Raw genomic sequence first — 12,669 nt, forward strand, 5'->3', positions numbered from 1 at the left:
CGGCCATGACGTGGGGTGTGTACGGCGGGTTCCTCGCCATGATGATGCTGCTCGCCGCCGCGCCGGGGCCGGACAGCATGGTGGTGCTGAAAAACGCGCTGTCCGGCGGCGCCCGTGGCGGCGCGTGGGCGTGCTTCGGCATCGCCGTCGCGAACTTCCTGCAGGGCACCGCCGCCGCGCTCGGCCTGGGCGCGGTGATCACCAGTTCGCGGCCGGTGTTCGAGACCGTGAAATGGCTGGGCGTGGCGTACCTCTGTTACCTCGGCTTCCAGGCCCTGCGCGGCGCCTGGCGCGGGGACTACGAGGCGCTGACCGACGCCCGGCGCCAGCGGCAGACCCCGTTCCGCCGCTGGCGCGAGGGCTTCCTGTCCAACGTGACCAACCCGAAGGTGCTGGTGCTGTACCTCTCGGTGCTGCCGCAGTTCCTCATCCCCGGGGTGACCACCACCGGCGACGCGCTGCTGCTGGCGTACACCGTGGCCGGCGTCGGCGCGATCTGGCAGGTGCTGCTGCTCCTGCTCGTCCACCGCGTCCGCGCCTGGCTGGAGCGCCGCAAGGTGTGCCGCACGCTCGACGGCGTCACCGGCACCGTGCTGATCGGCTTCGGCGCCGCGCTCGCTTTGGAGAGCTAGCGGATCTCCTCGTTCGCGAAAGTGCGGAAATCCCGGGCGGGACGGCCGGTTACGCGCTCGACGGTGTCGGTCACGCGGTCCTCAGAGCCTTCGCGGATGGCGTCGTCCATCGCGGCGAGGACGGCCGCGAATTCCGCCGGGATTCCCGCTGCCGTATGGCGCGCCTCGAGTTCGGCCGAGCTGACCGCGCGATGGGTGACGGGCCGGCCGAGCCGTTCCGCCACGATCGCCGCGGCTTCGGCGTAACTGAGCACCGACGGGCCGGTGAGCACGTGTTCGGTGTTGTGCGGTTCGTCGTCGGTCAGCGCGCGGACGGCGACGGTGGCGATGTCGGTCGCGTCCACGAACCCGACGCGGGCGTCCCTGGTCGCCGTGACGATCTCGCCGTCCCGCGACGACTGGGCGACCAGGTGGTCGCCGGTGAAGTTCTGCATGAACCACGACGGCCGCAGGACCGCCCAGCCCGGCTGCCCTTTCACGAGCCCGTGCAGCTCACCGAGCCCGGGAGTGGCGTCGTCCACGGGCGACGAGCTGAGCAGCACGACCCGCGCGTCGGGCGCGACGGCGAGGAACGGCTCGACCAGCGCCCGCGGCTCGGCGACGCCGATCGGGGCGACCAGGTAGACGGCCCCGACGCCGTCGAGGGCCTCGGCGTGCGTCGTGCGGTCAGCCCAGTCGAAGCGGACCTGGCCCGGTTGCGTCGGCCTGCGGGTGGCGGCTCGGGCCGGAACGCCGCGGTCGCGCAACTGCCGGAGCACGCGGCCGCCGGTGTTCCCCGTCGAGCCGAGCACCAGCACGTCACGCATCCCGGCCCCCGGCGAACGCGGTGAGCAGCTGGTCGGCGCCGCCGAGCACCTCGGCCGCGGCGAGCGGGCTCCAGTAGTCGCGGTAGTGCCGGATCTCGCCGTCGCGGACGGTCAGCACGGCGATGTAGCCGAGCCGGTACGGCTTCCCGGTGGCGACGGCCACCCCGGCCACCTCGAACTCGACCACGGTCACCTCCGGGTCCGCCGTCCGGTGCACGGTCTTCTCGGTGACCTCGCGGATGTCCAGCAAATCGGGATAGCCGCGTAGGTATTCGGCGATCGCCGCGCCGCCCTCGATCCGGCGCGGGTAACCGGGCGAGGCGAACGGGAATTCGAGCACCCCGTCCTCGGCCCACAGGTTCGCGAACCCGGCCATGTCGTGGGCGAGCAGCCGGTCGAGCGCGCGGTCGACGAGGTCCATCGCTTCCTCTCAGGTTAGGACGGGACTGTATCGTCCCGACCAAAGACTACCCGAAATGAAGCGATGGCTCGAAGCCGATGGGTCGGACGCCGGCGCAGGCCCGGGCTACGCGCGGTCCGGCTCCCCCGCCACGCGCTTGATCTTCGCGCCGAGGCGGTTCAGGTTCTCGACGAAGTGCGGGTAACCGCGGTCGATGTGGAAGACGTCCCAGACCTCGGTGATTCCGTCGGCGCAGAGGCCGGCCAGCACCAGGCCCGCGCCGGCGCGGATGTCCGAGGCCCAGACCGGGGCGCTGGACAGGCGTTCGACACCGCGGACGACGGCGTGGTGGCCGTCGGTGCGGGCGTCGCCGGAGAGGCGGATCATCTCCTCGATGAAGCGGAACCGCGCCTCGTAGACGTTTTCCGTGATCATCGAGGTGCCCTCGGAAACCGCCGAGAGCGCGACCGCGAACGGCTGCAGGTCGGTGGCGAAGCCGGGGTACGGCAGCGTCACCCAGTCGACCGCCTTCGGGCGCTCGGGCTGGACGATGCGGAAACCCTTGTCGTCGAAGGTGGTCACGTCCGCGCCGCCGAGGCGGAGCTTGTCCAGCACCAGGTCCAGGTGGTGCGGGTTGACCCCGCGAACGGTCAGGTCGCCGCGCGTCATGGCGGCGGCGAACGCCCAAGTGGCGCCCACGATCCGGTCGCCGATCACGCGGTGCTCGGTCGGGCGGAGCTGCTCGACCCCGTGCACCGTGAGCGTCGACGTGCCGGCGCCCTCGATCTTCGCGCCCATCTCGATCAGCATCTCGCAGATGTTGATGATCTCCGGCTCGCGCGCGGCGTTGTCGATCACCGTGGTGCCCTCGGCCAGCACCGCGGCCATCAGGATGTTCTCGGTCGCGCCGACGCTCGGGAAGTCCAGCCAGATCTGCGCGCCGATCAACGACTCCGCCTTCGCCACCACACAACCGTGCTCGATGATGCTCGTGGCGCCCAGCTTGCGGAGGCCGTTCTGGTGCATGTCGAGCGGCCGCGACCCGATCGCGTCCCCGCCCGGCAGCGCGACGACGGCCTGCTTCAGCCGGCCGACCAGCGGCCCCAGCACGCAGACGGACGCGCGCAGCTTGCCCATCGCCGGCGAATCCGCGCGGTGCGACAGCTCGGCGGGCGTGGTGATGGTCGCCGTGTCGCCCTCGATCACCACCTCGCAGCCCACGCTGCGCAGGACGTCGCCCATCAGCGGGACGTCCAGGATCTGCGGGCAGTTCCGGATGGTGGTCGTGCCCTCGGCCAGCAGGGCCGCCGCCATCAGCTTCAGCACGCTGTTCTTGGCTCCGACCACGTCGACCTCGCCGACCAGCCGTGCCCCGCCGTGCACGTCGAAGTGCTCGCTCATGGCCGCCAATCATGCCCTCTGGTCCAGTTTTGCCTTACGCGGGGCCGGTAGAGTCGGGCGCATGGTCGTTCGCATCAACCGCGTCTACACGAAGGTCGGCGACAGCGGCAGCACCGCGCTCGGCGACGGCTCCCGCGTGCCCAAGACCTCGCCGCGCCTGGGCGCGTACGCAGAAACCGACGAGGCGAACTCGGTCATCGGCCTGGCCGTCTCGGTCGGCGGCCTCACCGAGGAGCTGGGCACCGTGCTGCGACGCGTGCAGAACGACCTCTTCGACGTCGGCGCCGACCTGTGCCTGCCGATCCAGCCGGACCCGCCGTACCAGCCGCTGCGCATCACCGAGGCGTACCTGGAACGGCTGGAGGGCTGGTGCGACGAGTTCAACGAGCGGCTGCCGAAGCTCACCTCGTTCATCCTGCCGGGCGGCACCCCCGGCGCGGCCTACCTGCACCAGGCCCGCACCGTCACCCGCCGCGCGGAACGCGCCGCCTGGGCCCTGGTCGAGGCCGAGCCGGACACCACCAACCCGATCGCGGCCAAGTACCTGAACCGGCTCTCCGACCTGCTCTTCATCCTCGCCCGCCTGGCCAACCCCGAGGGCGACGTGCTGTGGCAGCCGGGCGGCTGAGCAGTTTGCGCCCCGGGCAGCGGCACGCTAGTCCCCGCCGCCGGGAACGACGTTGAGCCCGTGCCGCGGGTCCGGCACGGCGTCGAGCGCCGCCTTGACCGCAAGCTGATCGCGGAACTCGTCGCGGATTTGCTCAGTCCGGAAGGCAACCTCGAGCACCACACCACGGCCGCTTTCCCGCCAGTGCCACCGCACAGCCCGGTCCGCGATCGCAGCGGTGACCAGGGCTTCGGCGTGGGCACTGCGCCAGTCGCGCGCCGGGACCGGCCCATCAAGGACCTCGATGCGCAGCCAGGGATCCGACATCCGGCTACAGCCGCTGCCGGTCAACGTGCTCCTCGGCGCCCATGGCACCCAGGGTAAGCCCCATTCAGGACGCCCGCGGCAGCCTTCGCCCCGGTGGGGCGGACTCGAGCCAGGACAGGAAACCCGTCAGCGCGCCCGGGCCCATGGCGATCTCGATCGCTTCCTGCGTGGGCGATTCACAACGCAGGACGGTCGCGCCTTCGGGCACCGCGTAGGCCTCCGTGCCCGAAGGGTCGCGGCGGTCGGCGATCTGCATGCTGGCCCGCTGGAAGACGCGGTCCGGGCCGGTGCGGAGGCTCCAGACGCGGTACCAGACGAACTCGTCCCCCTCGTAGCGGCCGAGGCCGAGGTGCCAGCTGGAGCGGGCCGCGTCCGGGCGCCACCGCAGCGCGACGCTGACGCCGCCACCGCGGCGCATCCGGATCCAGCGCTGGCCGTACCAGGCGACCAGCACGGCGAGCACGACCAGGAGCCCCAGCACCACGATGGCGATCTTCACGGCCCGGCTCCTGCTCGTCGCTCGATCAGACCGACTGACCAGCCGCGCGCAGCTGGGCCGATGCCCTCGCCCGCTCTGCCTCGTCGTCGCCGGTGAGGGCCGCCTTCGCGGCGTCCACGTCGATCTCGTCGGAGAGCTCGGCGCTCTCGGCGAGCACGCTCACCCCTGTACCGGTCACCGACAGGAACCCGCCGTGCACGGCCGCGCAGATCGTCTCGTCGTCGGTGGTGGCCACCTTCACCACGCCACCCTCGACGAGCTGGCCCAGTACCGGCTCGTGGCCGGGCATGATGCCGATCTCGCCCTCGGTGGTCTGGGCCACCACGAAGGTGGCGGTACCCGACCAGAGCCGGCGCTCCACGGCCACCAGCTCCACGGACATCTCAGCCACGTAGCACTCCCTCGCTCGCCGGTGTCACCACCGAGTGTAATAGGTCCAGCTCCGGTTACGAGAACGGCGGGGGCCGGAGTCCACAATGGACACAGCCCCCGCCGCCCCCGGGAAGTCACTTCTTGGTGATTTCCTTGTACTTCTTCTCGAGGTCTTCGAGGCCACCGATGCCCAGGAACGCCTGCTCCGGGTAGTGGTCGAAGTCGCCCTTGGCGATGCGGTCGAACGACTCGATGGTCTCGGCCAGCGGCACCGTCGAGCCCGGGATCTGCGTGAACGCCTCCGCGACCAGCATGTTCTGGGAGAGGAAACGCTCGATCCGGCGGGCGCGCTGCACGGTGAGCTTGTCCTCTTCCGAGAGCTCGTCCATGCCGAGGATCGCGATGATGTCCTGCAGCTCCTTGTACTTCTGCAGGATCCGGATGACCTCGGAGGCGACCCGGTAGTGGTCCTCGCCGACGATGGCCGGGTCGAGGATCGTCGAGGTCGACGCCAGCGGGTCCACCGCCGGGAAGATGCCCTTCTGGAACACGCCACGCGAGAGCTCCGTGGTGGCGTCCAGGTGGGCGAACGTCGCGGCCGGGGCCGGGTCGGTGTAGTCGTCCGCGGGCACGTAGATCGCCTGCATCGAGGTGATCGAACGGCCCCGGGTCGAGGTGATCCGCTCCTGCAGCTGGCCCATCTCGTCCGCCAGCGTCGGCTGGTAGCCCACGGCCGAAGGCATGCGACCCAGCAGGGTCGAGACCTCGGAGCCGGCCTGGGTGAACCGGAAGATGTTGTCGATGAACAGCAGCACGTCCTGGTTCTGGACGTCGCGGAAGTACTCCGCCATGGTCAGCGCGGACAGCGCGACGCGCATACGCGTGCCGGGCGGCTCGTCCATCTGGCCGAAGACGAGGGCGGTGTCGTTGATGACGCCGTCCTCGCTCATCTCCAGGAAGAGGTCGTTGCCCTCACGGGTGCGCTCGCCGACGCCGGCGAACACCGAGGTGCCACCGAAGTTCCGGGCGACACGGGTGATCATCTCCTTGATCAGCACCGTCTTGCCCACGCCGGCACCGCCGAACAGGCCGATCTTGCCACCCTGCACGTACGGGGTGAGCAGGTCGACGACCTTCAGGCCGGTCTCCAGCATCTCCGTCTTGCCCTCGAGCTGGTCGAAGGACGGCGGGTTGCGGTGGATGCCCCAGCGCTCGAGGTCGTCGCCGTAGCCGGGCTCGTCCAGGCACTCGCCGAGCGCGTTGTAGACGTGGCCCTTGACCTTGTCGCCCACCGGCACGGTGATCGGCTTGCCGGTGTCGGTGACCTCGGCGCCGCGGACCAGGCCGTCCTGCGGCTGCAGCGAAATGGTGCGGACGAGGTTGTCGCCGAGGTGGCTGGCGACCTCGAGCGTCACGGTCTTGCGCAGCTGCTCGAACTCGATCTCGACCTTGAGCGCGTTGAACTGGTCGGGCACGGAACCGCGCGGGAACTCGACGTCGACGACCGGACCGGTCACCGACACGATGCGCCCCTTGGCGCGCGGGGCTTCAGTACTGGTCATCAGTCATCACTTCCTGCTGCGGTGAGCGCGTTCGCGCCACCGACGATTTCGGAGATCTCCTGGGTGATCTGCGCCTGACGGGCCTGGTTCATCTCCCGCGTCAGGGTGCCCACCAGGTCGTTGGCGTTGTCCGACGCGGCCTTCATCGCGGTGCGCCGGGCCGCCAGCTCCGACGCCGCCGACTCCAGCAGCGCCGAGTAGAGGCGCGTGTTGATGTACTTCGGCAGCAGCGCGGACAGCAGGCGGTCGGCACTCGGCTCGAACTCGTAGCTCGGCAGCAGCCCGGACGGCGGCTGCTCCTCGCCCTCGGTGTACTCGACCTCCAGCGGGGCGACCCGCTTGGCCACCGGGCGCTGGGTCAGCATCGAGACGAACTCGGTGTAGACGACGTGGATCTCGTCGACCCCTTCGATGCCGTCCGCGTTGCCGGCGGCGTCGTCGGTGCCGGCGAGGAACGAGCCCACCAGCGTCTCGGCCGTCTCGACCGCGTCGGCGTAACCCGGCTGGTCGGAGAAGCCCGTCCAGCTGCCGCTGACCTCGCGGCCGCGGAACCGGTAGTAGTTGAGCCCCTTGCTGCCGGTCACGTAGACCTCGGGCTGCTTGCCTTCCTCACGCAGGAGGGCGAGCAGTTCCTCGGTCGCCTTCAGCACGTTGGTGTTGTACCCACCGCACTGGCCCTTGTCGCTGGTGACGACCAGTACCGCGGCCCGCTTCGGGTTCGGGCGCTCGACCAGCAGCGGGTGGTCGAGGTTGGCCGCCGCACCGGCCAGCGCCGAGAGCACCTTGGTGATCTCTTCGGCGTACGGCCGGGAAGCGGCGACCTTCGCCCGCGCCTTGGTGATGCGCGCGGTGGCGATGAGCTCCATCGCCTTGGTGATCTTGCCGATCGACTTGGTCGCCTTGATGCGCGACCGAAGTTCCCGGAGTTGTGCGGCCATGAGCTACCAGCTCACTTCTTCGGCGCGGGCTTGTTGACCTTCACGGTCTCCTGCCCGACCTGGTCGGCGTCCATGGCCGCGGCGTCCGCCTCGGCCAGGTTCTTGCCCTCGGAGGTGGTGAACTCCTTCTTGAACTCGTTCACCGCGTCGACCAGGCTCTCGCGGGCCTCGGGCGAGAACTTGCCCGTGTCGCGGACCGAGCCGAGGATCTCGCCGTGCTTGCGGCGAGCCGAGTCGAGGAACTCGTGGTTGAACCGGCGCACGTCCTCGGTCGGGACCGAGTCGTAGTGCCCGTTCGTGCCCAGGAACACCGTGGCGACCTGCTCCTCGACCGGGACCGGCGAGTACTGCGGCTGCTTGAGCACCTCGTAGAGGCGCGCGCCCCGCTCGAGCTGCGCCTTGGAGGCGTCGTCGAGGTCGGAGGCGAACGCGGCGAAGGACTCCAGCTCGCGGTACTGCGACAGGTCGATCCGGAGCGAGCCCGAAACGTCCTTCATCGCCTTGACCTGCGCGGCACCACCCACGCGGGACACCGAGATGCCCACGTCGATGGCCGGGCGCTGGCCGGCGTTGAACAGGTCCGACTGGAAGAAGCACTGGCCGTCGGTGATCGAGATGACGTTCGTCGGGATGTAGGCCGACACGTCGTTGGCCTTCGTCTCGATGATCGGCAGCCCGGTCAGCGAGCCGGCGCCCAGCTCGTCCGACAGCTTCGCGCAACGCTCGAGCAGGCGGGAGTGCAAGTAGAAGACGTCGCCGGGGAAGGCCTCGCGGCCCGGCGGGCGGCGCAGCAGCAGCGAGATCGCGCGGTACGCGTCGGCCTGCTTGGTCAGGTCGTCGAACACGATCAGGACGTGCTTGCCCTCGTACATCCAGTGCTGGCCGATGGCCGAGCCGGTGTACGGGGCGATCCACTTGAAGCCGGCCGAGTCCGAAGCCGGGGCGGCGACGATGGTGGTGTACTCCATCGCGCCCGCGTCCTCGAGCGACTTCTTCACCGCGGCGATCGTGGAGCCCTTCTGGCCGACCGCGACGTAGATGCAGCGAACCTGCTTCTTCTCGTCGCCGGTCTCCCAGTTGGCCTTCTGGTTGATGATCGTGTCGACCGCGACCGCCGTCTTGCCGGTCTTGCGGTCGCCGATGATCAGCTGGCGCTGGCCACGGCCGATCGGCGTCATCGCGTCGATCGCGGTGATGCCGGTCTGCAGCGGCTCGGACACCGGCTGGCGCTCGACCACCGAGGCGGCCTTGAGCTCCAGCGGGCGACGGCCCGTGGTCTCGATCTCGCCGAGCCCGTCGATGGCCTGGCCCAGCGGGTCCACGACCCGGCCGAGGTAGCCGTCGCCGACCGGCACGGACAGCACCTGGCCGGTCCGCTTGACCTGCTGGCCCTCTTCGATGGTCTCGAAGTCACCCAGGATCGCGACACCGATCGAACGCGCGTCGAGGTTCAGCGCCACACCGAGCACGCCGCCCGGGAACTCGAGCAGCTCGTTGGCCATGGCCGAGGGCAGGCCCTCGACGTGGGCGATACCGTCACCGGCGTCGACGACGACGCCGACCTCTTCCCTTTCAACGGAAGGGGCGTAACTCGAGACGTAGTTCTCGATCGCGTGGGCGATCTCGTCCGAGGAGATCGTCAGCTCCGCCATTTCGTTCCCGCTCTCGCTTCTGTTCTGTCCAGTGTGCAAAGTCTGTTGGGCCGGCCGGGCACGCCGGTCAGGCCCGGCTCAGCCGGCCGCGCAGGGCGGCGAGCTGTCCGGCCGTGCTGCCGTCGATGACCTCGTCGCCGACGCGGACGACGAGCCCGCCGCCGAGCCGGGGGTCCACCTCGACGTGCAGGGCCATGGGCCGGCCGTACATCCCGGTGAGCTTCGACCCGAGCTGGGTCTGCTGCTCGTCGGTGAGGGCGTTGGCGCTGGTCACGTAGGCGACGGAGCGCTGACGCCGTTCCGCGGCCAGCTTGACCAGCTTGTCGAGCCCGATGCCGACGCCGCGCCCCTTGGCCCGGCGGACGACCTGCTCGACCAGTGTCTCGGTGACCACGTCGACCTTGTCCGCGAACAGCCCGCGGACCAGTGCCCGCTTGGCGTCGGCGGGGCCGGCCAGGTCCGACAGCGCGGCCTCCAGCTCCGGGGAGCCGGCGACGACCCGCGCGATCTGGAACAGCTGGGATTCGACGGTGTCGACGTTCCCGGCCTGCTCGGCGGCGGTGAGCAGCGCGGAGCGGCCCACCGACTCGAGCCCGTCGGTCAGCTGACGCGGGCTGGACCAGCGGCTGCCCGCCACGGTGTCGAGCACCTTCAGCGCCGGTTCGCTCAGCTTCCCGTCGAACAGCCGGCGGATGAGGCCGCGGCGGGCCTCGGGCTCGACCGAAGCGTCGCCGACCGCCCGGCGCAGGCCGATCTCGCGGTCGAGCAGGTCGACGACCGAGAGCAGCTCGTCTCCGACCGTCGCAGCGTCGGCGCCCGCGTCGGCCAGTACCTCGCCGAGACGGTTCTCGGCGAGGTCGAGCGCTTCACGGCTCGCAGCATGCAGCGTCATTCTGGTCTACTTCCCCGCTCCGTTGGCGCCGGCCGTCTCGAGCTCCTGCAGGAAACGGTCGACGGTGCCCCGGCGGCGTGCCTCGTCCTCGAGCGACTCGCCGACGATGCGGCTGGCCAGCTCGACCGCGTTGCGGCCCATGTCGGCCCGCAGCTCGGCGACGATCTGCGCCTTCTGGGCCTGCAGCTGAGCGTGTCCCTGGGCGACGATCCGCTGGGACTCGGACTCGGCCTCGGCCCGCAGCTCCGCCTTGATCTGCTCGGCCTCGAGCCGCGCGTCATCACGGATCTTCGCGGCCTCGGACCGGGCTTCGGCCAGCTGTGCCTTGTACTGGGCCAGCGCTTCCTCGGCCTCGGCCTGGGCCCGCTCGGCCTTCTCGATGCCGCCTTCGATCTTCTGCGCCCGCTCCTCGTACGCGGTCTCGAAACGAGGGACCACGTACTTCTTCATGACCAGGAGCAGCAGGATGAAGGCGACGAACCCGAGGATCAGCTCGGGGATGTGCGGGATGATCGGGCTCGGCGTCTCCGCGGCGAGCACCAACTCGGTCTTCAGCACAACGTCTCCTTAAGCGATGAGCGGGTGACTCAGGCCGCGGCGGAGGCGATGAAGTAGATGACGATACCGATCAGCGCCAGCACCTCGACCAGAACGAAGGTCGTGTAACCCAGGGTCTGGAGCTTGCCCTGGGCCTCCGGCTGACGCGCGGTGCCGTTGATGACAGCGGCGAAGATCAGACCCACGCCGATACCGGGGCCGATGGCGCCGAGGCCGTAACCGATGGCGGCGAGGCCCGGGTTGATGCTGCCGGCGGCCTGGGCGAGAACCTCAGTAGTCACTTGCGTTTCCCTTCAAACTCGGTCCGCGCGACTCACGCGGATCGGGGGCTTGTGTGTTCTTCTCAGTGCTCGGCGGCCAGTGCGGCGCCGATGTAACTCGCGGACAGGATCGCGAAGATGTAGGCCTGCAGGACCTGGATGAAAGCCTCCAGGAAGGTCATCAGGATGGCGAAGATCCAGGCCACCGCCGAAACCGGCTTCAGCGCCCCGCTCGCCTCGTTCAGCAGGAACGCCCCGCCGAGCGTGAACACCGCGATGATGAGGTGCCCGGCGAACATGGCGGCGAAGACTCGGATCGCGAGCGTGATCGGCGCCAGGAAGAACTTCTGCGCGAACTCGATCAGCGAGAACAGCGGGAGCACGAACGCCGGCACGCCCGGCGGGGCCAGTTCCTTCTTCAGGTAGTGGCCGAGCCCGTGCCGCTTGATGCCGACGTAGTGGTAGACCGGGTAGACCACCAGCACCGCCAGCGCGACCGGGAAGCCGATCCGCGACATGGTCGGGAACTGGAGCACCGGGATGATGCCGAACAGGTTGTTCACCAACACGAAGGTGAACAGCGAGAAAATAAGCGGGACGAACTTCTTGAAGTCCTGGGAACCGATCTGGTCCCGCGCGATGTTGTTGCGGCCGAAGTCGTAGATCGATTCGGCGACGAACTGCCCCTTGGTCGGGACCACCTTCAGCTTGCGTGTGGCCACCAGGAAGTACACCGCGATGATGATGACGGACAGCACCACCAGCAGCATCGGCTTGGTGACACTGCCCCAATAGCCGGAGCCGAAAATCGGCGGCAACACGAAGTCTCCGGCGCCGGGGGGCTGAAAAGTAGCACCCTCGGCTAGTACCAGCGCGCCCACTGGGCTCCTTCCGGTTCTCCCGGCCGGCGTTCACTCCGCCGGGGGAATCGTCACGATCTGGACTTAACGTACCCGATACGTATCGGGACGCCGGAGGCGGCTACCCCACGATGCGCTGAACACGACTTCACGTTCTGCACACGCGGGTTCTCGCGTGAACACTCCCTGGGGACTGCCAGAGATACAGCGGGAGACGGGACGTGCCATCACGGTCGCCACGTTGCTGATCGCGGTGCGTCTCAAGGGAGAGTGCGGCCGAGGCCGCCACCCATTAAGCGGGACCATACCAGCAGGTAATCCGGTGCCGTACGGGCGTACTTCTAACCAGCCGTTCGGCCGAGGACCAAGGTCCCTAGTGGACCCGGGACCTCAGTCCCGAACCGCTCAGCTGCCCGCGGGGATGATCGTCGGGATCTTGGCGCGCTTCTGCGCGCGGACCTCGGCGGCGGCCGAGATGATCACCGCGACGAGCAGGGTGACGCCCAGTGCGAGCGGGTTCACGATCGCGATTCCCTTGAGGAGGGTCAGCGCGCCGAAGAGCACCAGGATCTTGAAGATGTAGCCGCCCAGCGCGATCACCATGCTGAACATCGGGTCCTGCCCGGCGCTGAACCGCATCATGGCGAGAGTGGCCAAAGAGGACAGCAGCCCGAGCGCGCCGCCGATCAGCCCGCCGATCAGCCCGGGCATGCCCTTGAGCACCAGGAAGACCACAACGGACACGACGATCGCCGGGGGCGTCACGAGCAGGGTCGCCCGCTGCATCGCCGCGGCCGCCGTCAGCACGGTCTTCGCGTGCGGGTTCTCGGTCTCGGTGTCGCTCACAGCAAGCTCCCTGCTCGGTTCGACCCACCAGTGTAGAGGTGCCCGCCGCGGCCGGTC

16 protein-coding genes are annotated in these 12,669 nt (G+C 69.4%); 2 read left to right on the plus strand and 14 right to left on the minus strand.

Annotation, left to right across the window (positions count from 1 at the left end):
- Positions 1-5 precede the first annotated feature (5 nt).
- Positions 6-632 carry a LysE family translocator gene (locus OG371_RS06720; protein WP_329066647.1) on the plus strand — a complete coding sequence of 209 codons (627 nt, stop codon included), beginning with the start codon at positions 6-8 and terminating at the stop codon, positions 630-632.
- On the opposite strand, the gene OG371_RS06725 is transcribed toward OG371_RS06720, so the two are convergent.
- From OG371_RS06725 to murA, 3 genes are all read right to left on the minus strand, one after another.
- Positions 629-1,438: an NmrA family NAD(P)-binding protein gene (locus OG371_RS06725; RefSeq protein ID WP_329066649.1), complete on the minus strand. Its 810-nt coding sequence runs from the start codon at positions 1,436-1,438 to the stop codon at positions 629-631. The genes OG371_RS06720 and OG371_RS06725 overlap by 4 nt on opposite strands.
- A complete protein-coding gene (locus OG371_RS06730) occupies positions 1,431-1,859 on the minus strand; it encodes a nuclear transport factor 2 family protein (RefSeq protein WP_329066651.1) in 429 nt (142 codons plus the stop codon). The genes OG371_RS06725 and OG371_RS06730 overlap by 8 nt, the downstream gene beginning before the upstream one ends.
- A gap of 105 nt (positions 1,860-1,964) precedes the next feature.
- A complete protein-coding gene (gene murA / locus OG371_RS06735; protein ID WP_329066653.1) occupies positions 1,965-3,239 on the minus strand; it encodes a UDP-N-acetylglucosamine 1-carboxyvinyltransferase in 1,275 nt (424 codons plus the stop codon).
- Positions 3,240-3,300: 61 nt separating this feature from the next.
- Between murA and OG371_RS06740 the strand changes: the two genes are divergently transcribed.
- The gene (locus OG371_RS06740; RefSeq protein ID WP_329066655.1) at positions 3,301-3,867 is read left to right on the plus strand and encodes a cob(I)yrinic acid a,c-diamide adenosyltransferase; all 567 of its coding nucleotides are present in this window, start codon (positions 3,301-3,303) and stop codon (positions 3,865-3,867) included.
- A gap of 27 nt (positions 3,868-3,894) precedes the next feature.
- On the opposite strand, the gene OG371_RS06745 is transcribed toward OG371_RS06740, so the two are convergent.
- The 11 genes from OG371_RS06745 to OG371_RS06795 all read right to left on the minus strand — a co-directional run bounded on the left by OG371_RS06745 (position 3,895) and on the right by OG371_RS06795 (position 12,612).
- The gene (locus tag OG371_RS06745; protein WP_329066657.1) at positions 3,895-4,197 is read right to left on the minus strand and encodes a hypothetical protein; all 303 of its coding nucleotides are present in this window, start codon (positions 4,195-4,197) and stop codon (positions 3,895-3,897) included.
- A gap of 40 nt (positions 4,198-4,237) precedes the next feature.
- Entirely contained in the window at positions 4,238-4,672 is a 435-nt protein-coding gene (locus OG371_RS06750) for a DUF2550 domain-containing protein (RefSeq protein WP_329066659.1), read from the minus strand.
- A gap of 25 nt (positions 4,673-4,697) precedes the next feature.
- Complete coding sequence (locus OG371_RS06755) at positions 4,698-5,063, minus strand: F0F1 ATP synthase subunit epsilon (protein ID WP_329066661.1); 366 nt, start codon at positions 5,061-5,063, stop codon at positions 4,698-4,700.
- A 115-nt stretch (positions 5,064-5,178) separates the two neighbouring features.
- Entirely contained in the window at positions 5,179-6,606 is a 1,428-nt protein-coding gene (atpD, locus tag OG371_RS06760; RefSeq protein WP_091611484.1) for a F0F1 ATP synthase subunit beta, read from the minus strand.
- Complete coding sequence (locus OG371_RS06765) at positions 6,606-7,544, minus strand: F0F1 ATP synthase subunit gamma (protein ID WP_329066664.1); 939 nt, start codon at positions 7,542-7,544, stop codon at positions 6,606-6,608. The genes atpD and OG371_RS06765 overlap by 1 nt, the downstream gene beginning before the upstream one ends.
- An 11-nt stretch (positions 7,545-7,555) precedes the next feature.
- Positions 7,556-9,196 (minus strand): F0F1 ATP synthase subunit alpha, encoded by a 1,641-nt coding sequence (gene atpA, locus OG371_RS06770; protein ID WP_329066665.1) that lies wholly within the window; start codon positions 9,194-9,196, stop codon positions 7,556-7,558.
- Between the two features lie 67 nt (positions 9,197-9,263).
- On the minus strand, positions 9,264-10,088 hold the full coding sequence (locus OG371_RS06775; RefSeq protein WP_329066666.1) for a F0F1 ATP synthase subunit delta: 825 nt from the start codon (positions 10,086-10,088) through the stop codon (positions 9,264-9,266).
- Between the two features lie 6 nt (positions 10,089-10,094).
- Positions 10,095-10,646 (minus strand): F0F1 ATP synthase subunit B, encoded by a 552-nt coding sequence (locus tag OG371_RS06780; RefSeq protein ID WP_329066667.1) that lies wholly within the window; start codon positions 10,644-10,646, stop codon positions 10,095-10,097.
- Positions 10,647-10,675: 29 nt separating this feature from the next.
- Positions 10,676-10,927, minus strand: a complete 252-nt coding sequence (locus tag OG371_RS06785) for an ATP F0F1 synthase subunit C (protein ID WP_329066669.1) — start codon at positions 10,925-10,927, stop codon at positions 10,676-10,678.
- Positions 10,928-10,989: 62 nt separating this feature from the next.
- Complete coding sequence (atpB, locus tag OG371_RS06790) at positions 10,990-11,787, minus strand: F0F1 ATP synthase subunit A (RefSeq protein WP_329066671.1); 798 nt, start codon at positions 11,785-11,787, stop codon at positions 10,990-10,992.
- A 384-nt stretch (positions 11,788-12,171) separates the two neighbouring features.
- Positions 12,172-12,612, minus strand: a complete 441-nt coding sequence (locus OG371_RS06795) for a hypothetical protein (RefSeq protein ID WP_329066673.1) — start codon at positions 12,610-12,612, stop codon at positions 12,172-12,174.
- Positions 12,613-12,669: the final 57 nt, after the last annotated feature.

Origin of the sequence: Amycolatopsis sp. NBC_01480, assembly GCF_036227205.1 — a bacterium.
Classification (GTDB): Bacteria; Actinomycetota; Actinomycetes; order Mycobacteriales; family Pseudonocardiaceae; genus Amycolatopsis.